Raw genomic sequence first — 17,625 nt, forward strand, 5'->3', positions numbered from 1 at the left:
TTAACAAAGATAAGAAGAAAAATGTTTTTTTATATAGTTAATTTGGGAGGGTTTATATGAAAGTTCGTATATTGGCATACATATGTATATTTTCTTTATATGTCAGTTTAGGCTCTTATTCTGTTTTTGCACAGGATAACTTATATGAAGAAATTCAAAAGCATGCAAAACAATATGAGATTGCACCTCAAAATGCGATGATTGATAAGATATGGAAAGCAACACCAGGATATAATGGAAGACAAGTTGATATGGAAGCATCCTATAACAATATGAAGAAGCTAAAGGAATTTGATCAAAAACACCTTGAATTTAAGGAAGTATCACCGAGTGTCCACTTAGAAGATTTATCACCTGCTCCAATTTATAGGGGGCATCCGAATAAAAAGATGGTGGGATTAACAATAAATGTGGCATGGGGAAACGAGTATTTGCCTCGTATATTAGAAATATTGAAAAAGCATGATGTGAAGGCGACTTTCTTTTTAGAAGGACGTTGGGTGAAAGAAAATTTACGATTTGCAAAAATGATTGTCGATGCAAATCAAGAAGTCGGAAATCATTCTTATACGCACCCTAATATGAAAACGCTATCGTCTGATGAAATACGAGAGCAGTTACAAAAAACAAATCGAATGATTGAAGCTGCTACGAATCAAAAGGTGAGATGGTTTGCCCCGCCGAGTGGAAGTTTTCGGGATGAAGTCGTGAAAATCGCTGATGATTTCCAAATGGGAACGATTATGTGGACTGTCGATACAATCGATTGGAAGCGACCTGAGCCAGATGTACTATTGCAGAGAGTAATGAGAAAAATACACCCAGGTGCTATCGTATTAATGCATCCTACTTCGTCAACGGCAGAAGCATTAGATACAATGATTAAAAAATTGAAGGAACAAGGATATAAAGTAGGGAATATAACAGAATTACTGGATGAAAAACGTGTGGATTAAATACATTTGCATGACATTCATCCTTAAACTTGTTATCATTAAATAATAGCACTTATTTAGAGAAACTGGCAGTAGGAGGAAAGTTTTTGATTAAAAAATATACTTGTAAAAATGGTGTAAGAATAGTTATGGAGAATATACCAACTGTAAGATCGGTTGCGATTGGTATTTGGATCCATGCGGGATCAAGAAATGAAAATGAAAAAAATAACGGGATTTCTCACTTTTTAGAGCATATGTTCTTTAAAGGGACAGAAACACGTAGTGCACGCGAAATTGCAGAATCATTTGATAGTATTGGTGGGCAAGTGAATGCTTTTACTTCAAAAGAGTACACTTGTTACTATGCAAAAGTGCTAGATGAACATGCTAAATATGCTTTAGATGTATTAGCTGACATGTTCTTTAATTCAACATTTGATGAAGAAGAATTGAAAAAAGAGAAGAATGTCGTATGTGAAGAAATTAAAATGTACGAAGATGCTCCAGACGATATTGTGCATGATATGTTAACGAAAGCAACATATGAAACGCATCCGCTTGGATATCCTATTTTAGGAACAGAAGAAACACTTGATACGTTTACAGGTGATACGCTACGCCAATATATTAAGGATCATTATACACCTGAAAATGTAGTTGTTTCAGTTGCAGGAAATATTGATGAAGCCTTCTTACAAACGGTAGAGCAATATTTCGGTAGTTATGAAGGAACAACAAACCGTGAACAAGTACATAGTCCAATTTTCCATTTTAACAAAGTAGCACGTAAAAAGGAAACAGAACAAGCTCATTTATGTTTAGGATATAAAGGCTTACAAATGGGACACGAAGATATTTATAACTTAATTGTATTAAATAACGTTTTAGGCGGTAGTATGAGTAGCCGTTTATTCCAAGAAGTACGTGAGCAACGTGGGTTAGCTTACTCAGTATTTTCTTACCATTCTTCTTATGAAGATACAGGTATGTTAACACTGTATGGTGGAACAGGTAGTCAACAATTAGATACACTGTATGAAACAATGCAAGAAACATTAGAAACATTGAAAAATACAGGTATTACAGAAAAAGAGCTTATTAATAGTAAAGAGCAATTAAAAGGAAACTTAATGTTAAGTTTAGAAAGTACGAATAGTCGTATGAGCCGTAATGGTAAAAATGAATTGCTACTTCGTAAGCATCGTTCACTTGATGAGATTATCGAAAGTGTAAACACTGTAACAAAAGAAAATGTAGATGGGTTAATTCGTAACATGTTTACAGATGAATTCTCTGCAGCATTAATTAGTCCAGATGGAAAACTTCCAAAAGGAATAAAACTATAATCAACTTTTACGATGTATCTGAAAATAACCTTCTCTCTTTTTAAATGAGAGAAGGTTATTTTTTTTATACATATAGAATAGGTACTAATTATAGACAATGCAAATGAAAAATTTAGTAGGGGAGTGGAGTGAGTATGCGATTAAGTGAATTAAGCGGTAAAGAGGTTGTAGATATAGAAAAAGCGGAAAAAATGGGAGCCTTAGGTTATATGGATTTAGAGATTAATGAGAAAGACGGACAAATACAAACACTTATAATACCTGTAGGGAAGTGGGGAGGTTTTAAAAAGGAACCACAAGAAGTAAGAGTGGCATGGAGTCAAATAAAGAAAGTCGGACACGATATGCTTCTTTGTGATAGTATAGATCGTTCAAATTCGGAGTGAAGGATGGCCATTTTGGTCATCTTTTTTTGTATCTACATAGAAACCTGATAAATCATATGTGCATTTGGATTTTCAATCACCATAAACTCGTACATTACATATGATGTGGAGGAAAAAGAAAAAGTAGGCACTTTTCTTATAAATGACAGAAAAAGAAGGTGAATTAGGGAATGTTGACTGAGATGCATATTGCTGTCATAGGAGGAGATGCAAGGCAGCTAGAAGTAATTCGTAAGCTAGTTGAATTGGATGCGAAACTTTCTTTGATAGGTTTTGATCAGTTAGATCATGGTTTCACAGGGGCAGCAAAAGAAAGTATACAAAATTTAGATTTCACTTCTGTAGACGCAATTATTTTGCCGGTTGCCGGTACAAATGCCAAAGGAGAAGTAGATACTATTTTTTCAAATGAAAAAGTTTCAATAACGAAAGAACAAATTGAAAATACACCAGAACACTTTACTATATATTCAGGTATTGGTACACCTTACTTGGAAAATCTCGTATCTACTACGAATCGAAAACTTGTTAAATTATTTGATCGTGATGATGTAGCAATATACAATTCTATTCCAACGGTAGAAGGTACATTAATGATGGTAATTCAACATACCGACTATACAATTCATGGGGCCAATGTAATGGTTCTAGGATTTGGGAGAACAGGAATGAGTGTTGCGAGAGCATTTCAATCATTAGGAGCCCATGTCAAAGTTGGAGCAAGACGATCTGAACATATTGCACGTATTACAGAAATGATGTTTTCTCCTTTTCATATGCAAGACATAGAGAAAGAAGTAGGAAATATCGATATTGTAATTAATACGATTCCGCATCTCGTTGTAACAGCGAATGTTATTGCAAAAATGCCAGCTCATACGTTAGTGATTGATTTAGCTTCTAAACCAGGCGGTACTGACTTTAGATATGCGGAAAAAAGAGGAGTCAAAGCATTGCTAGCACCTGGATTACCAGGTATTGTTGCCCCAAAAACGGCTGGGCAAATTTTAGCAAATGTTCTTTCTCAGTTATTAGCAGCAGATGCAATTGCAAAGGAGGAGGAAAAGAAATGAGTTTGAAGGGGAAACGAATTGGTTTCGGATTTACAGGTTCACATTGTACGTACGAAGAAGTAATGCCTCATTTAGAAAAATTAATTGCTGAGGGAGCAGAAGTACGTCCTGTTGTTTCTTACACTGTTCAATCAACAAATACTAGATTTGGAGAGGGAGCAGAGTGGATTAAGAAGATTGAAGAAATAACAGGTTTTAAAGCAATTAATTCAATCGTTGGTGCAGAACCACTAGGACCTAAAATTCCACTAGATTGTATGGTAATTGCACCACTAACAGGGAATTCTATGAGTAAATTTGCAAATGCAATGACAGACTCTCCAGTATTAATGGCAGCGAAAGCGACGTTAAGAAATGGCAAGCCTGTCGTATTGGCTGTTTCGACGAATGATGCTCTAGGGCTTAATGGAGTAAATCTAATTACACCAACAAGGTGACGACAAAGCATAAACGCTTATATGTCGCCATCTTGAGGGAGCTTAGGGTAAAGCACAAGTTCGAAATCATCGAGTCTTTGCCACTTTTCCTTTTTATAAACAGCCTTTTCTAAAACTGACTTTAGGAGGCTGTTTTTCTTTTTGGGATCATCTGTTTTAAAGTACAGATCAAGAACATGCTCTACTTGAGGTATCGTATCTTTCTTCACTTTTTCTTTCTTAATTTCTGTTTTAATTTCTTTTTTTAGGTTTTCCATCGTGAAAGTAATTTCAGTAATGCGATTAGAAATTACATTCGAACGTTCTAAAAACATATCGACTGTGTAAACACCACGCTCCAATAAATCATGTAAATTATTTTTTTGTTTTTGGACATCTACTAATTCTTTATCAAGCTTACGTAATGCAGCTTCATTCATTTGAATAACTTGTGTTTCTTTTAATTTGTTATCTTGCTTATGTTTTTCAAAATCAGCTTTATAATTGATGTACCATTCTTTTAATGCCTCGAGTAAACGCTTCTCAATTAATTCAGTATAACTTGATTTGTTTTCACAGCCACGGTGTTTACAATCCATCGTTTCTTTTCGATTCTTCGGATAACGTTGGACCATGCTATAACCACATTTACTACATTTAATAATGCCAGCTAGAGGATTTTTAATTCCATTCGTATTGTAAGGAACGTGATATCTTGAGTTTAATTTTTCTTGTACTTGTTCAAATAAACTTTCCGGTATGATTGGCTCATGTTTGCCATCAGCAATAATCCAATCTGATTTATCTTGACGAGCACAACTTCTTTTTACGGCATCAGGCTGTTTTACTTCTTTTCTCTTTTGCCAAGTCACTTTTCCGATGTACACATTGTTTTTTAATATATCCAAGATGCTGTAGGGGTTCCATTCATTCCCTAACTTACTTTTGTAACCAAGATCATTTAACTTGCTTCGGATTGTATTAGCGCCCATATCCTCATTTGCATACCAATCAAATATCATCCTTACAACAGAAGCTTCTTCTGAATTAATCGTTAAAGTACGCTCTCGCTTATTTAAACGATGTATATCATATCCGAATGGTGCATGTGTACCAAGGTAATTCCCAGCCTCTACACTAGCGACACGACCTCGTTGCATACGTCGTGTAATAATCTTTAACTCCTTACGAGCCATAAACGCTTCAAATTCGCTATATTCTTCATCCCACTCATCATTAAGGTCATAAGTCTTCCTAGGTGTCATAATCTTCGTATTCGAGCGTTTAAACGTCTCTAAAATGATTCCTTGCTCTTTCATACCACCACGACCTAAACGATCCATATCCATACAAAGAACAACATCATATTTGTTATCTTCAATTTCTTCAAGCAGCGCTAACATCTCAGGGCGTTTTACTAAGCTCTCGCCAGATACGATTTCCTCACGGACAGATAAAACATTTAAGTTCATTTCCTTGGCAATTTTCAGCAGGGTAGTTCGATGTTTTGCTAATGTTTCGCCTTCGCCGCGAGCTTCAGCTTCGAGATCGGCACGGGACTTACGTAGGTAGATTGCGGTTTTCATGGTTAGACCTCCTTATATAGTTAATTCATATACGAGAAATGTATATATAAGAAGTAGAAACGGCTATTTGAGGTAGCGAAAGTCATGACATGTTTGATTTAAGAAAGCATTTAAGATTCTTCGTCGTTTTCCGATGCTTTAATATTTCGATGATTGGTCTGCTTTGAAATGGTTAGCAACTAATATGGCAGTACTAACAAATTAGCGGCATACAAATATAGAAAGCACTTCAAGAGGTGACACCATGAGCCAACAAGAAGAATATGCGGCGACTTATGAATTTGGAAAAACGAAAGTCCATGTTGTGGCTCCTGAGCCAAAATCACAAAAGGATATTGATAAAATCCGTCAAGCATATTACAAGGCTGGTTGGGCCATCATCAAAGAGATACAAGTAAAAGCAAACGTTGAGGAATAGTTCCTCTCTTTTTATACGAAAAGTAGACAAGTTACATATGTACTAAGTTCATTGTAACCATTTGAAAACTAAATATGGAGGCGAACAGATATGGGAACAAGCACATACTGCAATTCAGCGATAGGAGAATTATTACAGAATGCCAGAGAATGTTGTGACAATGTTCAGCTGAAAACGAAGAAAGGGCTATCTAAGTACCTTGGTATTACACATGAAAGATTAACCCGTATTGAATCTGGACTTTCTAAACCAGAATTTGAACTTGCGATGGATTGGTGCCATGCAACAGGGGCAAAGTTGAATCAACAAGCAATCAAACATATTTATGGTGTTGGGTTACCTCCTACAGATCCACGCTTAACTCAAGATTTAAATCTACAATTGATGAACTACATTAAACAGGCCGAAGAGGGGATTGCGGCAGCAAAGGAAATCATGAACTTACAAGTTACAACAAGGTCATGGAAGCATGATGAAAAAAAGAAACATGAATATGCAGTTCATGCAAAAGAAATCTTCGATACAATCCAAGCTACTCAATGTGTAGTTCAAGCTCTTGAACAAGTTCATTTTGGCATTATGGAACAAATACAAAGAAGTTGGTTGCAAAAGGCTATGGCGGAGAACGTTATTATTCAATCGGTGGATAGCTTAATGAATTTAACAAAGGTGCTGTAAAGGGGGAAGGAAAATGACAGTAGATTATAAGAAACCGAGTCTAAGAGAATACAAGGAATTAATTCGTTATGATGCAAAACTAACTGGTGAAATTAAAATAGCAGAATTACTTAATGAAGATTCAAAAACAGTTGAGTTAAAGCAAGAGAAGAAATTATAGAGGCATCATTTATTTTGAAGCATAAATGGGTAAATAAAAAAGCTACCGTCTAGACAACAGTAGCTCTGAAAAATATCGTAAAGCAATTATAACATTATATAAATCATTTGGACAAGCCACTGTGCTTGTCGTTATGACCAGAAAGGGATTGTTCCTCCCATACCTCTACAATGTTCCTTTCTGGTTGTAACGATGCGTACAGCATTAATTTAATTAGAAAGGAGATGTAATTTATGAATGATAAAAACAATTATCTTCATGATCTAGTTCTTCCAGGAGATTTCTCATTCGCTAATAAACTTCGTAACTGTATGAGTGAATGTATTTATAACATGTTTAATGCAGAATCAACCGAAGAATCAAATCACTGGGAAGAAGAGCTGGAGCGATGTATAAGGGAATTTAAAATGCTTCGTGATACAAAAGAGGAACATGAGGCGTCTATGAGTTATCGTGTAGTAATTAAAGATTTAAGAGCAAGAGAAGTTAACGCTTCGTTAGTAACACGTAGAAAATAAAAAAGATCTATCACTTGGCAGAGTGATAGACAAACGGTCTTGCAAAGATCTTAGGATTAATTATATCAAATTAGCATTCGTATAACAACGGAGTGTGCTACATGCTTTTAGACAAATCATTACATAGAGTGTTGCTGAATCCTGAAGTGTTTTAAAAAGCAACATCAGAGCAACACCTAATTTACTTAGTAAAACAATATCTCAAAATAGGATACAAGAATTATCGCTTATTACGTGTAGAGGACGGATTCGCGATATGTAAACGGGAGGATGAATAATATGGCAGTTTATAGACCAGTACACGTTTCATTTTGGCAGGATTCATTTGTTTTAGATCTTACACCGGAGGAGAAGTATTTCTACTTATATTTGATGACAAACAGTAAGACGTCTCAATCAGGAATCTATGAGCTTCCACTTCGTATCATTGAAACTGATACAGGATATAACCGTGAAACTGTTATGAAGCTATTAGAACGTTTTGCTGAGTATGGAAAAATTAATTACAACCAAAAAACAAAAGAATTGTTCTTAATCAATTGGTTGAAATTCAATCCAATTAAAAATGTAAACATTGAAAAGTGTGTTTTAAAAGAGATTCAATCTGTGAAGGACCAGGATTTTCTAGTTGATTTCTATGAAACCTGTTTGCAATTAGAAAAAGAGCAAGATTTTAAAATCCCTCGTATTAAGGAGTATTTATCAGTCCGTTTGGAGGGGCTTATTAGGATGCGTTGTAGGTTCGGTTATTACTTGTGGGCTATTCTATTTGGGGTTTAGATCTGAAGAAAGCAAAAAAGCTGACATGCAAAAAAGAATGATAGATGAATCGGTAAAGAAAGAAATGGAGCAACTGAAAGAGATAAAGAATGATGTAAAGTAAGCTCAATAACATCCTGAATATAAACAGAGCGCCTTGGAAGAAAGACGCTCAACGACCAAGAATTGATTGAAAAGATGACCACGATTATATCGTATGTATGTTTTTAGTGTGTGTGTGCAAGTTTAAATAAAATCGTTATTTAATCGTGAAATAAAAAGAGCACTTATAGAAGTGCTCTGGGTAAAATGCCTATCCCTCTTGTTGGTAAGGGGTACAGGGTATTATATGTGATGTTTTTATGAGTGTGAAACATTTCTAATAAAAACGCTATTTTATTAGAAAACATTAAAAAAGGACCCGAAAAGGGGTATGGGTCCTTTTTAATGGAACAATAGAACTCTATGGGATTACCAATACGCTACCATAAAAGGTAATTAATTTCCATAATATAGATATTGAGAAAACTTTATATAAAAACTACATTTTACACAACAAAGCAGTTAGTTTTGTTAACTAACTACTTGTTGTACAAAAGAAAATTAGGCCCTACAAGTAAATGATATGTAACTTTAAGTTACAGCTATAGTATAAGCAGAATTAACAGTATTATGTGGAAATAATAATGATTTAAAAAACTTTCATTTTGTCACAAATAAAAGAGTAGCTAGCCCAGTCTAACTACTCGACACAAAGGTAATGATCTAGATGCATAGATATTATATGCTGAATTATTGACTTTATTCTAGAAGGAGTAAAGATGTCTTTAAGAAAAAGGAGGAGGGACGAAACAAAAGAGCAGCTAGCACAAAAGCTAACTGCTCGCCTCTCGACCAAGAGAGCAAGAGTGGAAGAATTTAAAACTACCTTTTAAATTCTTCCATAGTATCGGAAAATACTTAGAATTTTATTCGTGTAAAACATAAAAAGAGCAGCTAACAAAAGCTAACAGCCAAACCCTCGGATATGAAGGGAATAAGAAACTGTATTTATAGGATTGACGAAATATTGATTTTTATTCAGGTAATTACGTTACATGTTTGACGATATAGTCTTTTATTAATAAAAAAGCTACAAGAAGAAACATTACGTCAATCGAGAACCAAAACATATCTTTTTGAGGTTTTTTAAACTCTGATATTATGGAAAACATTAAAAATAAGGCAACGACTATTACAATACAGAGCTTAATTATATCAGACATTTATAGCACTCCTAACATTTAATCTTTTTTATTATATAGCTATTACCAATGTTGAGGAATTTAAAAAGTGTTTTATGAGAATTTAAACAAAATAATCCTTTGTTAATAAAAAGTTACTAAAATATGAAAAGATAATATCATAATCCCAATTACACATTTTGTCCTACTGGAAGAACCAGCGGACACTGAACTGCAAAGAGCATTAATGAGATTGCTCTGTAGTTTAGTGTCCGCTTTTTTATTTGAAAAATAGACAAGGAGCGTTTGTATATATGGATCAATTAACTTTCTTATCTAAAATAGATCGTGCAGCTACTCAATCAAAACTAGAACGATTACTTGAAGAAGTAAGGATTTATAAACAGTTTGGTATGGTTCGGGAAGAAATGAAAGTAACACCTTCATATGAGGTGCGATATCATGGTCCTACAAATACGGTAGTAAATCGATTAGAAGATGTAGCTTTAGAAAATTTAAAGCGTAGCGAACGCGAACAGTACCTAAAAGATATGTCATTCCGTATCAATCAGTTTTTAATTCGTTTAGGTAATGGTCGATCGGGAAAGATTCAAAGGGATATTATTAATAAGCGTTATTTAGAAGAAGATGTGTGTGATTATATGATTTATAACGAAATTGGAATGGCTGAACGCACTTATCGCCGTTGGAAGTCTAGAGCATTTTATAATTTAGCTTTTGCTCTTAGATTAGAAGTATATGAGGTAGAAGAAAATGGAGGTAATGAATAATGAATTTTGTTCAACCAATACGTAATCCAGAGCAAATACAGCAGTTAAAAGAGTATTTTAAGGAAAAGAGCTTACGTAATTACATTCTCTTCATTATGGGTATTAATACAGGTCTTAGAATCTCAGATATTTTGAAATCGAAAGTAGGGGATGTTAAAGGCAGTCATATATCTATGCGGGAAAAGAAAACAGGGAAACAGAAACGAATACAAATTACTGCAGCACTGAAAAGAGAACTTAAATGGTTTATTATAGAAAGACAAGACAATGAGTATTTATTGCAAAGCAGACAAGGTAATAATCGTCCAATTGGTCGTAGCATGGCATATAAGATATTAAGCGGAGCAGCGGCAGAGTTCGGGTTAGATGAAATAGGAACACATACGTTAAGAAAAACATATGGGTATCACATGTACATGCAAACGAAAAACATAGCATTACTCATGGAGATATTCAATCACTCTTCAGAGAAGGTCACATTACGTTATATAGGTGTTAACCAAGATGCAATGGATAAAGAAATGACTAGGTTTAAAATCTAATCATTGCTTATTTCTTTTTTAGTCTAGGGGTATCACAGCATTTTGGAAAAAACGACGTTAAGAGTGTGCAAGATTTTATACAGTTCCAGTAACAAACAGGAACCCTAAAACCTCGCTAGGATAGGAATGTATAAAAAATGCATAGATCCATAGAACAAAAAAAGAAGGTTTCTTGCTACCAATAATGAGACGTTATGTTAACTAAATTTGAATATCGTATACAGACTAATAACAGAAAAAATTTCCAGTTGTGTAGGTTGTTTTTTCTGTTTTTTTGATGATAGTTGTTAACTGATGTCTCACATTTCAAAAAAACAACTCTTTTGTTTGCTTGTCCACACCATTTCACCTCTTTATGAATTATATAGTATTAAAGGAGGTGAAAAGAATGAATGAAGATATTATTTCAATTGGGGCAAATTGTATAGTGAGAATTAGAAACAGATTCTTTCTTCTAGTAGAAATTGAAGTGGAATTTGGAAATGTAGCCATAGAGGAATTTGTTTTTATTCGAATATCTGAGCAAGAAGCTAGAACATTGTTAGCAGGGGGTATTCAACGTTGTACTATTTCTAATTGTATTCCTAGGTCTCATGATGATTTAGAAGTAGAATTCATTTGTGTTTTAATCGTGGGTGGGGAAGCATTTGCGGTTTTTGATGTAGAAGACGATGTTGATGAAGCTGTACTTGTTCCAATTTCATTAAGAGAAGCCGAGCGTTTAATCTGTAGAGGAGCAAGACGATGTACAGTTATTAATAGATAAGAGTAAGCCTTTTGGGAGCTAAAGGGGTTTCATTTTGTGTGGCTTCTTTTAAGAATGAGTATGTAAATATGAATATCCTCCAGAGTAATTGACTGGAGGATATTTTTGTAGACTTCTAGATGTATTAACTACCAATAATGAGACATGTATGAGATATACAATCAAAATTCCACCAACAAATAAGATTGAAAATCCTACAACTATATATAATCTGTTTTTTGGTATTCCTAATATAATTGCAAGATAACTAAAAGAAAAAGCCCATAATGCTAAAACTATGATTTCTAACATCTTCTGTTTTATTAAAAGTTAAGCACCCAAAATCCCCTTGAAAAAGTTGTATTCGGAATATTGTAATGAAATAAAAAAAAGACCCTACAAGAGGGTCTTTCATCAGCTAATATTAAGCTTTTTGAACATTAGTAGCTTGTAGGCCACGTTGTCCTTTTTCTACTTCAAACGTTACACTTTGTCCTTCGTCTAAAGATTTGAAACCGTCGATTTGGATAGCTGAGAAATGTACGAATACGTCTTCTCCACCTTCACGCTCGATGAATCCAAAACCTTTTTCTGCATTAAACCATTTTACTTTACCTTGTTCCATAATTGTTGCCTCCTAGTGTGGATACCCACACATATGTTACTACCCTTGCTCAAATACCTTAGACGAAAAACAAAATCTATTCTTAATCTCAAGTCAAACAAAAATAGGTCTTTCTTAAATTAACACACTTTCTAAAAAATAGCAAATTTCAAAAATAAGTTCTTATGGTAATTAGCTACTAATAGTTGTTGCTGGAGAAAAAGTCACTATGATAGTCATCACAGCAAGAAATTGCCAAAGGATCTCAACTATATCATTGGTTTAATTTTTTTTCAAACATTCAACAACTGATAAAATTAGCTATTTTCGAGTTGAATTTTACTTTTGATAACGATAATTATGTAAATAAGCTGTCCATATGGGCAGCTTATTTTATTTTTCCGCATAGCGTAGGTTATTTTGCAAAATGCTGGTGGTATCCCTATACAGTTACTCATAATTTTCGTACTATGTAACTCAAAAGAGAAAATTAAATGAAATCAATGATACCAAGGGATTCAGCGAAGAGGTCAGTTACACACAATATAAGATATGGGTAATCTAATCTAATAAGAAGTGATTTGTAACTTATTATATTATAAAATGGTAATGTTATATATTGGAAAGTAGAAAGGGGATGGTGAAATGTCATTTAGGTATGATATGCGAGGTAAAGATCCTCAGCAACAGGCAATTGTTAGAGCTAAAGATAAAGCAGACCAAAGGTTAAAAGAAGAACGAAAGAAAGAAGTCTCTAAACCTAATTATATCGATAAAAATATACAAGGGTATAAAGTTTTAGGGCATGGGAGTTACTCTGCTGTAGATTTTTATAAAGACTCAAAGTTTATACTTAAATTGGGGGTGTCAATCGCTGCCCAAAAAGATGTCGATTGTGGTTTGAACGAATTGGACATCCATCAATGGCTATGGGATACAGGGAATCTGTTTGTAAATGACTTAAAAGAAGAACAAAGGTTATTAATTAAAGTAGTTAATGTAGATAAAGGGAAATTAATTACTCTTTGGTCAGATTTAGAAAAAATAGAAGTTTGATTTTTATAGTAAGTAAGAGAGCATCCATTCGGGTGCTTTTTATTTTGAATAAGGAGTGAGATGGATGTGTGAGCATAAGTACCAAGTACTAGATAGTGAGACTACTTCTTTCTACTCGGATGCTAATCGTTACGGTATAGATGTATCAGCTACTTTCTACTGTGAGAAATGCCTTGATATTCAACACCTAGAGAAGCGGATTGATGCAGGTGCAATTGAGGTAAAGGATAGTGAATGAATATAAGACCAAACAACAGAAGCGTAAGTTCTATGACAGCGGTGAGTGGAAGAGCATACGTGAACAAGTAAAGAAGCGTGACAACTATGAGTGCCAAGAGTGTAAGCGAAATGGTAGTGTTCGTGTGGATACCGATGAGTATAGTGAAGGTGCGAAGCGTAAGAAGATTCAACTCGTTGTCCATCATATAAAGGAATTAGAACATCATCCAGAACTTGCATTAGAAATGGACAATCTCGAAACAGTCTGTGCGGGTTGCCATAATAAAGAACATGGAAGATTCTTTGAAAAGAAACCGAACAAATGGGAAAACGATGAAAAGTGGTAAAAATGGTTCGGTAATAACACCCCCCGGTTCAAGAATTGGGCTTTTTTTCGTCTAAGGGGCACCGGAGGAGGGGGTCGTTTTTCCAGATTTTTAAGTTGTTTCGTATAGGACCCCTACCCAGTATGAAAATATGATTGAATCGAGGTGATATTATGGCGGATATTGATGAGCGTGAGGTGCTAGTTAACAAAGAAAAAAATCGTTTGAAAAGATTATTTAAAGACATCCCACCTAGTAAGTTAAAAGTGGTTGAAGGATTAATTATTCAGGCAGCAAGATTACGAGTTTTATTAAATGAGATGTGGATGGATATATCTGAGAATGGTGACTATGAAATGTTCTCACAATCTGATAAAACAGAGCCGTATGAGAGAGAACGACCTGTTGCCAGGTTATATAATACCCGTGATCAATCATATCAAAGGGTCATTAAACAACTAACGGATTTGTTGCCAGAAGGAAATAATAAAAAAGAAATTAAGAAGTATTCGGCAAGTGATTTAATATGATTTCCCATAAGTGTGTAAGTGAATATATAGAATTATATGAAACAGGAACAGTAGTATTAAATAAGGAACGTATCATGCTTATTCATTATTTAAAGCAAGATATATTAACCCGTAATGATTTACATTTTGATGTGGATTTAATTCATAAATGTGTAACTTTCATAGAAAAGTGGCATTTCAAATTAAATTCCTTTCAGAAATTTTTAATAGCATTTGTGTTTTTGTTTGATGAATATGAGGATGTTTATTTTGATCAACACTTCTGGATGATGGCAAGGGGTGCTGGTAAAAACGGATTGATTAGTGCGTTGACACACTTCTTTATTAGCGAATTGCACGGTATTGAGCATTACAACGTATCAGTAGTTAAACCGAAAGCATCCGTGCAATATAAAGAACACGATTTAAAAGGAAAAACTTACTACATTACGACTTATAACGTCTATATTTCTATAAAATAAAAAAAGGCCAGCTTATAGGCTGGCTCTTTTTTATGGATGATATACTCCCTGAGCGTAATGATAAACTGTTTTTTCATTTGCTTTTGAAATCGGATTAGTTTTGTTAGGACCATTGTAATAACCAAGAGTCACAATATCGTAGTAGTGTGTTGATCTTGAAGCCCAGAAAGAATAATTCCCCTTACCACTAGGCATTTCCACTGAACCTTCAAATGCGCCATTTGCTCCTACAGTACATAAAATATCTTTTTTAGCAAAATTTAGTGCGCCATCGAAGTAAATGTAAAAAGTTGTACCAGCAGGTACTGCTTGTCCATTTGCGTCATATGCATATCCTTTGAATGTTGTGTTTTTATATGCATAAACTCGATACTTTTTACCTTGCCCATAGTCGATATACTCATTGTTTCCGATGTTAGTAATTTGCACTTTGTCGACAAGTGGCGTGTTTTCAGCTGCACTTGCATTATTGCTTGGTAAAATAAAGCCAAATACTACTAATCCAATTAGCATAAGTGAAGTTAAAATTTTCTTCATAATCACATCTCCTATAATGGTTTTTACACCCTAAATTTTACAGGGGTTAAATGTAAATTACAACATTTATATATATTGTATTAATATGCAATGTTGCATATTAATAATGAGGCCACATATAAATTACACAATAGCAAAGGGATACTATGTAACGGCAAGTGAAGTCTATGCATAGACTAAATATTTCATAGAAAAGAATAGTTTTATGAACAAAATTATTATCTGGTTCTATATGTAGATAATTATATATTGATTTTCATCTTTATAAATGTTAGGGTAAATATACACCGTTTCTTATTTATCTATGAGTACTGTCTGTAGAACGAATAGAATAATTTGAAAAAAATCCCCTTTTGCACCTATATGCAGAAGGGGATTTTAATATTTATGAGATTTAAAATTTACTTTTAGATAATGCTTTAAGTACTGGCTTTACAATTAAACATATTAAACGAAAGCCTTTAAATATAGAGCGTACAACTTTCAAGGAATGTTCCTCCTAGTTGATATTAATAAATGTATCATTATATAAAAAATTTTCTTCCATATAAAATCACAGCGATTTAACAAAACATGATTTCTATATAAGTGTTCTATATTATGCTAGTGATATGTATGTGAATATGCTTTAATTTAACGAAAAAGGCCATCTATTATGAAATGCACCCCAAATGTTAGATATAATTGGGGTGCACGTCTAATTCGTGAGGTATTTGAGTCGTAACTTTAAATAAGTCCATTTCAAACAAATTTTAAGCTAAAAAATTTGGTAAATCCTCTATCCATGCTTTGAAGCTGTCGCAATATTCTTCGAATTTCCCTTTATCATCATAGTAATAATACACCTTCGATTCTAACCTATGTAAGCAAAAATAATCTCCATTTCCAATACCATAGAATGGGAGCATATTTGAATCCCAATTACCATTACTCATTTCATAATTATATACCTCTTCTAGTGTATCATTTCCATTTGTTTTACCCTTTGAAATATTATAAATATCACCTGGAAATGACCAGAACGTCATCAACTCAATAAAATATTTAAATTCATTACTAAACGAGCAATTAAATTTATCACTTAATTCTTTCCATTCTTTATCTGTTGGCTTGTCTAATACCTCAGTTTCTCTTTCTAGAATATTTGATAATATAGACTCTACTTCATTATAATTCATTTGTTTTCACCTCTATTTTTAATTTTAAATACCTTCTCCTGGTAAAACATACTCACTACCACGTTTTTTCCAATGTTCCCGTATTTCCTTGGCTCTTTCTGCTGGAGTAAGTTCAGATGGTTTTGTGTGATCATTTATCCAAATGTGTATTAGATTTCGTAATATAATAGTTTCTATTTTAAGAGAGATTTCAATTTCATCTTCATCATCGAACTTGTCTTGGAAATGCAGAAATAATTTTACCATTACCATTTAAAAACAAACGAATAATTACCTTAATTAATCTTCAGAACCCTCATCTGTAAATTCATTGCCTTTAAATACTGGATGCCCATTTGGATCGAGCATACCCATCACTTTTTTATCCCTATCAGAGACAATCAGTGTATAGTCCTCCATAAGAAAAGGTTTTTTTGGTAAATCCACTAGTATTCTCCAAGCTGGTCTTATATCATCGTTGTTTCTATTTTCTTTCTCAATTTTAAATGTATAAGCCTCATCAAAGAAAAGATGGTTGATATCTTCATTAACTACTCCATCTAATTTATTTTTCTTATGATAATGTTTAGCAATTTCTATTGCTTCCTGAGGTTTTAACATCACATCTATAGTAATTTCATTTATTTTCCTATAATGTCTTGAAAAATCTTCTTGCTTTAATCTTATATAGTTTTGAAATTCTTGAGTAGACAATTGTTTAAACTCTTCATCAGACATATTTTTATACTTATCTAAAGACATATAAATTTCTCCTTTCCATGAATCTCCTTTTTGGCAGGGTAAAGATGTTGCTGTTTCTATAGATATTGGTTTAAACTTTACTATTGGTGCAAAGGTAAGTGTGAATGGTTCGCCAAAATACAAAGTACAAAATAGAAAGGGCAAAACATACTATGTATCAGCAATTGGAGCCTATGTGTATGTAAAGTAAGAGTTACAAAAGAGACCTCAAATGTGAGGTCTCTTTTGTTGATTATTCTCCATATGTAACTTCTCTTCACTTAATCCAAGCTAGATAACATGCTTCATTGAAATATCCAATCTTAAAGAAAGCTGTTTCTTCGAAAAGTTCTCTACTTTACTTGTGCTCAGAATCTAGTAAAATAGCTAGTCAAATTCAATTACTTTCACCCAT

General features: G+C 33.7%; 19 protein-coding genes and 6 pseudogenes. 19 read left to right on the forward strand and 6 right to left on the reverse strand.

From position 1 onward, the window contains the following. The first annotated feature begins 56 nt into the window (after positions 1 to 56). From ACTFRY_RS05450 to dpaB, 5 genes and pseudogenes are all read left to right on the forward strand, one after another. Positions 57 to 956 (forward strand): polysaccharide deacetylase family protein, encoded by a 900-nt coding sequence (locus tag ACTFRY_RS05450; protein ID WP_000868232.1) that lies wholly within the window; start codon positions 57 to 59, stop codon positions 954 to 956. An 86-nt stretch (positions 957 to 1,042) separates the two neighbouring features. Then, a complete protein-coding gene (locus ACTFRY_RS05455; protein WP_000592989.1) occupies positions 1,043 to 2,284 on the forward strand; it encodes a M16 family metallopeptidase in 1,242 nt (413 codons plus the stop codon). A gap of 134 nt (positions 2,285 to 2,418) precedes the next feature. Beyond that, positions 2,419 to 2,670: a YlmC/YmxH family sporulation protein gene (locus ACTFRY_RS05460; protein WP_001239756.1), complete on the forward strand. Its 252-nt coding sequence runs from the start codon at positions 2,419 to 2,421 to the stop codon at positions 2,668 to 2,670. A 170-nt stretch (positions 2,671 to 2,840) separates the two neighbouring features. Then, positions 2,841 to 3,743: a dipicolinic acid synthetase subunit A gene (gene dpaA, locus ACTFRY_RS05465; RefSeq protein ID WP_098616216.1), complete on the forward strand. Its 903-nt coding sequence runs from the start codon at positions 2,841 to 2,843 to the stop codon at positions 3,741 to 3,743. Then, positions 3,740 to 4,165, forward strand: a pseudogene (dpaB, locus tag ACTFRY_RS05470) (dipicolinate synthase subunit B); the annotation flags it as partial. The gene dpaA and the pseudogene dpaB, both read left to right, overlap by 4 nt. A 32-nt stretch (positions 4,166 to 4,197) precedes the next feature. On the opposite strand, the gene ACTFRY_RS05475 reads toward dpaB, so the two are convergent. Next, complete coding sequence (locus ACTFRY_RS05475; protein ID WP_098617311.1) at positions 4,198 to 5,745, reverse strand: recombinase family protein; 1,548 nt, start codon at positions 5,743 to 5,745, stop codon at positions 4,198 to 4,200. 244 nt (positions 5,746 to 5,989) lie between these two features. Here ACTFRY_RS05475 and ACTFRY_RS05480 point away from each other — a divergent pair, with 244 nt between their 5' ends. From ACTFRY_RS05480 to ACTFRY_RS05515, 8 genes and pseudogenes are all read left to right on the forward strand, one after another. Continuing rightward, positions 5,990 to 6,163, forward strand: coding sequence for a hypothetical protein (locus ACTFRY_RS05480; protein ID WP_000082592.1), 174 nt, complete (start codon positions 5,990 to 5,992; stop codon positions 6,161 to 6,163). Positions 6,164 to 6,253: 90 nt separating this feature from the next. Continuing rightward, positions 6,254 to 6,841, forward strand: a complete 588-nt coding sequence (locus tag ACTFRY_RS05485; protein ID WP_016118539.1) for a hypothetical protein — start codon at positions 6,254 to 6,256, stop codon at positions 6,839 to 6,841. Positions 6,842 to 6,854: 13 nt separating this feature from the next. Next, positions 6,855 to 7,054: pseudogene (locus ACTFRY_RS05490) on the forward strand (RNA polymerase subunit sigma). A gap of 180 nt (positions 7,055 to 7,234) precedes the next feature. Then, a complete protein-coding gene (locus ACTFRY_RS05495; RefSeq protein WP_016118537.1) occupies positions 7,235 to 7,519 on the forward strand; it encodes a hypothetical protein in 285 nt (94 codons plus the stop codon). A gap of 279 nt (positions 7,520 to 7,798) precedes the next feature. Continuing rightward, positions 7,799 to 8,248: pseudogene (locus ACTFRY_RS05500) on the forward strand (DnaD domain-containing protein); the annotation flags it as partial. Positions 8,249 to 9,815: 1,567 nt separating this feature from the next. Further along, entirely contained in the window at positions 9,816 to 10,292 is a 477-nt protein-coding gene (locus tag ACTFRY_RS05505) for an ArpU family phage packaging/lysis transcriptional regulator (RefSeq protein WP_098617312.1), read from the forward strand. Continuing rightward, positions 10,292 to 10,834 (forward strand): site-specific integrase, encoded by a 543-nt coding sequence (locus ACTFRY_RS05510; protein ID WP_016118532.1) that lies wholly within the window; start codon positions 10,292 to 10,294, stop codon positions 10,832 to 10,834. Before ACTFRY_RS05505 ends, ACTFRY_RS05510 begins: the two co-directional genes overlap by 1 nt. 388 nt (positions 10,835 to 11,222) lie before the next feature. Then, positions 11,223 to 11,600, forward strand: coding sequence for a hypothetical protein (locus ACTFRY_RS05515; RefSeq protein ID WP_001001282.1), 378 nt, complete (start codon positions 11,223 to 11,225; stop codon positions 11,598 to 11,600). Between the two features lie 403 nt (positions 11,601 to 12,003). On the opposite strand, the gene ACTFRY_RS05520 is transcribed toward ACTFRY_RS05515, so the two are convergent. Then, positions 12,004 to 12,204 carry a cold-shock protein gene (locus ACTFRY_RS05520; RefSeq protein WP_060750964.1) on the reverse strand — a complete coding sequence of 67 codons (201 nt, stop codon included), beginning with the start codon at positions 12,202 to 12,204 and terminating at the stop codon, positions 12,004 to 12,006. A gap of 624 nt (positions 12,205 to 12,828) precedes the next feature. Between ACTFRY_RS05520 and ACTFRY_RS05525 the strand changes: the two genes are divergently transcribed. The 5 genes and pseudogenes from ACTFRY_RS05525 to ACTFRY_RS05545 all read left to right on the forward strand — a co-directional run. Then, positions 12,829 to 13,239, forward strand: a complete 411-nt coding sequence (locus ACTFRY_RS05525) for a hypothetical protein (RefSeq protein WP_098617342.1) — start codon at positions 12,829 to 12,831, stop codon at positions 13,237 to 13,239. Between the two features lie 64 nt (positions 13,240 to 13,303). Beyond that, positions 13,304 to 13,477 (forward strand): hypothetical protein, encoded by a 174-nt coding sequence (locus ACTFRY_RS05530; RefSeq protein ID WP_170968606.1) that lies wholly within the window; start codon positions 13,304 to 13,306, stop codon positions 13,475 to 13,477. Further along, positions 13,470 to 13,805 carry an HNH endonuclease gene (locus ACTFRY_RS05535; RefSeq protein ID WP_098617343.1) on the forward strand — a complete coding sequence of 112 codons (336 nt, stop codon included), beginning with the start codon at positions 13,470 to 13,472 and terminating at the stop codon, positions 13,803 to 13,805. The genes ACTFRY_RS05530 and ACTFRY_RS05535 overlap by 8 nt, the downstream gene beginning before the upstream one ends. Before the next feature lie 152 nt (positions 13,806 to 13,957). Then, positions 13,958 to 14,314, forward strand: coding sequence for a hypothetical protein (locus ACTFRY_RS05540; protein ID WP_000763336.1), 357 nt, complete (start codon positions 13,958 to 13,960; stop codon positions 14,312 to 14,314). Beyond that, positions 14,311 to 14,682 (forward strand): annotated as a pseudogene (locus tag ACTFRY_RS05545) (terminase large subunit); the annotation flags it as partial. The gene ACTFRY_RS05540 and the pseudogene ACTFRY_RS05545, both read left to right, overlap by 4 nt. Positions 14,683 to 14,805: 123 nt before the next feature. Here the strand turns inward: ACTFRY_RS05545 and ACTFRY_RS05550 are convergent. From ACTFRY_RS05550 to ACTFRY_RS05565, 4 genes and pseudogenes are all read right to left on the reverse strand, one after another. Continuing rightward, the gene (locus tag ACTFRY_RS05550; protein ID WP_016118526.1) at positions 14,806 to 15,312 is read right to left on the reverse strand and encodes a hypothetical protein; all 507 of its coding nucleotides are present in this window, start codon (positions 15,310 to 15,312) and stop codon (positions 14,806 to 14,808) included. A gap of 752 nt (positions 15,313 to 16,064) precedes the next feature. Continuing rightward, positions 16,065 to 16,490, reverse strand: a complete 426-nt coding sequence (locus ACTFRY_RS05555; protein WP_001108706.1) for an SMI1/KNR4 family protein — start codon at positions 16,488 to 16,490, stop codon at positions 16,065 to 16,067. Between the two features lie 24 nt (positions 16,491 to 16,514). Beyond that, a pseudogene (locus ACTFRY_RS05560) lies at positions 16,515 to 16,709 on the reverse strand (hypothetical protein); the annotation flags it as partial. Between the two features lie 60 nt (positions 16,710 to 16,769). Further along, positions 16,770 to 17,231, reverse strand: a complete 462-nt coding sequence (locus ACTFRY_RS05565; RefSeq protein WP_098617344.1) for a hypothetical protein — start codon at positions 17,229 to 17,231, stop codon at positions 16,770 to 16,772. Positions 17,232 to 17,244: 13 nt separating this feature from the next. Between ACTFRY_RS05565 and ACTFRY_RS05570 the strand changes: the two are divergent. Further along, positions 17,245 to 17,421 (forward strand): annotated as a pseudogene (locus ACTFRY_RS05570) (N-acetylmuramoyl-L-alanine amidase); the annotation flags it as partial. Between the last annotated feature and the right edge of the window lie 204 nt (positions 17,422 to 17,625).

This window comes from Bacillus cereus group sp. MYBK195-1, assembly GCF_051916605.1.
In the GTDB taxonomy this organism is placed as follows: Bacteria; Bacillota; Bacilli; order Bacillales; family Bacillaceae_G; genus Bacillus_A; species Bacillus_A cereus.

Bases quoted from the DNA above. Each gene is read 5' to 3' on its own strand.
- ACTFRY_RS05450 (WP_000868232.1), top strand. From the start codon at position 57: ATGAAAGTTCGTATATTGGCATACATATGTATATTTTCTTTATATGTC.
- ACTFRY_RS05460 (WP_001239756.1), top strand. From the start codon at position 2,419: ATGCGATTAAGTGAATTAAGCGGTAAAGAGGTTGTAGATATAGAAAAA.
- dpaA (WP_098616216.1), top strand. From the start codon at position 2,841: ATGTTGACTGAGATGCATATTGCTGTCATAGGAGGAGATGCAAGGCAG.
- ACTFRY_RS05475 (WP_098617311.1), bottom strand. From the start codon at position 5,745: ATGAAAACCGCAATCTACCTACGTAAGTCCCGTGCCGATCTCGAAGCT.
- ACTFRY_RS05480 (WP_000082592.1), top strand. From the start codon at position 5,990: ATGAGCCAACAAGAAGAATATGCGGCGACTTATGAATTTGGAAAAACG.
- ACTFRY_RS05485 (WP_016118539.1), top strand. From the start codon at position 6,254: ATGGGAACAAGCACATACTGCAATTCAGCGATAGGAGAATTATTACAG.
- ACTFRY_RS05495 (WP_016118537.1), top strand. From the start codon at position 7,235: ATGAATGATAAAAACAATTATCTTCATGATCTAGTTCTTCCAGGAGAT.
- ACTFRY_RS05505 (WP_098617312.1), top strand. From the start codon at position 9,816: ATGGATCAATTAACTTTCTTATCTAAAATAGATCGTGCAGCTACTCAA.
- ACTFRY_RS05510 (WP_016118532.1), top strand. From the start codon at position 10,292: ATGAATTTTGTTCAACCAATACGTAATCCAGAGCAAATACAGCAGTTA.
- ACTFRY_RS05515 (WP_001001282.1), top strand. From the start codon at position 11,223: ATGAATGAAGATATTATTTCAATTGGGGCAAATTGTATAGTGAGAATT.
- ACTFRY_RS05520 (WP_060750964.1), bottom strand. From the start codon at position 12,204: ATGGAACAAGGTAAAGTAAAATGGTTTAATGCAGAAAAAGGTTTTGGA.
- ACTFRY_RS05525 (WP_098617342.1), top strand. From the start codon at position 12,829: ATGTCATTTAGGTATGATATGCGAGGTAAAGATCCTCAGCAACAGGCA.
- ACTFRY_RS05530 (WP_170968606.1), top strand. From the start codon at position 13,304: ATGTGTGAGCATAAGTACCAAGTACTAGATAGTGAGACTACTTCTTTC.
- ACTFRY_RS05540 (WP_000763336.1), top strand. From the start codon at position 13,958: ATGGCGGATATTGATGAGCGTGAGGTGCTAGTTAACAAAGAAAAAAAT.
- ACTFRY_RS05550 (WP_016118526.1), bottom strand. From the start codon at position 15,312: ATGAAGAAAATTTTAACTTCACTTATGCTAATTGGATTAGTAGTATTT.
- ACTFRY_RS05555 (WP_001108706.1), bottom strand. From the start codon at position 16,490: ATGAATTATAATGAAGTAGAGTCTATATTATCAAATATTCTAGAAAGA.
- ACTFRY_RS05565 (WP_098617344.1), bottom strand. From the start codon at position 17,231: ATGTCTTTAGATAAGTATAAAAATATGTCTGATGAAGAGTTTAAACAA.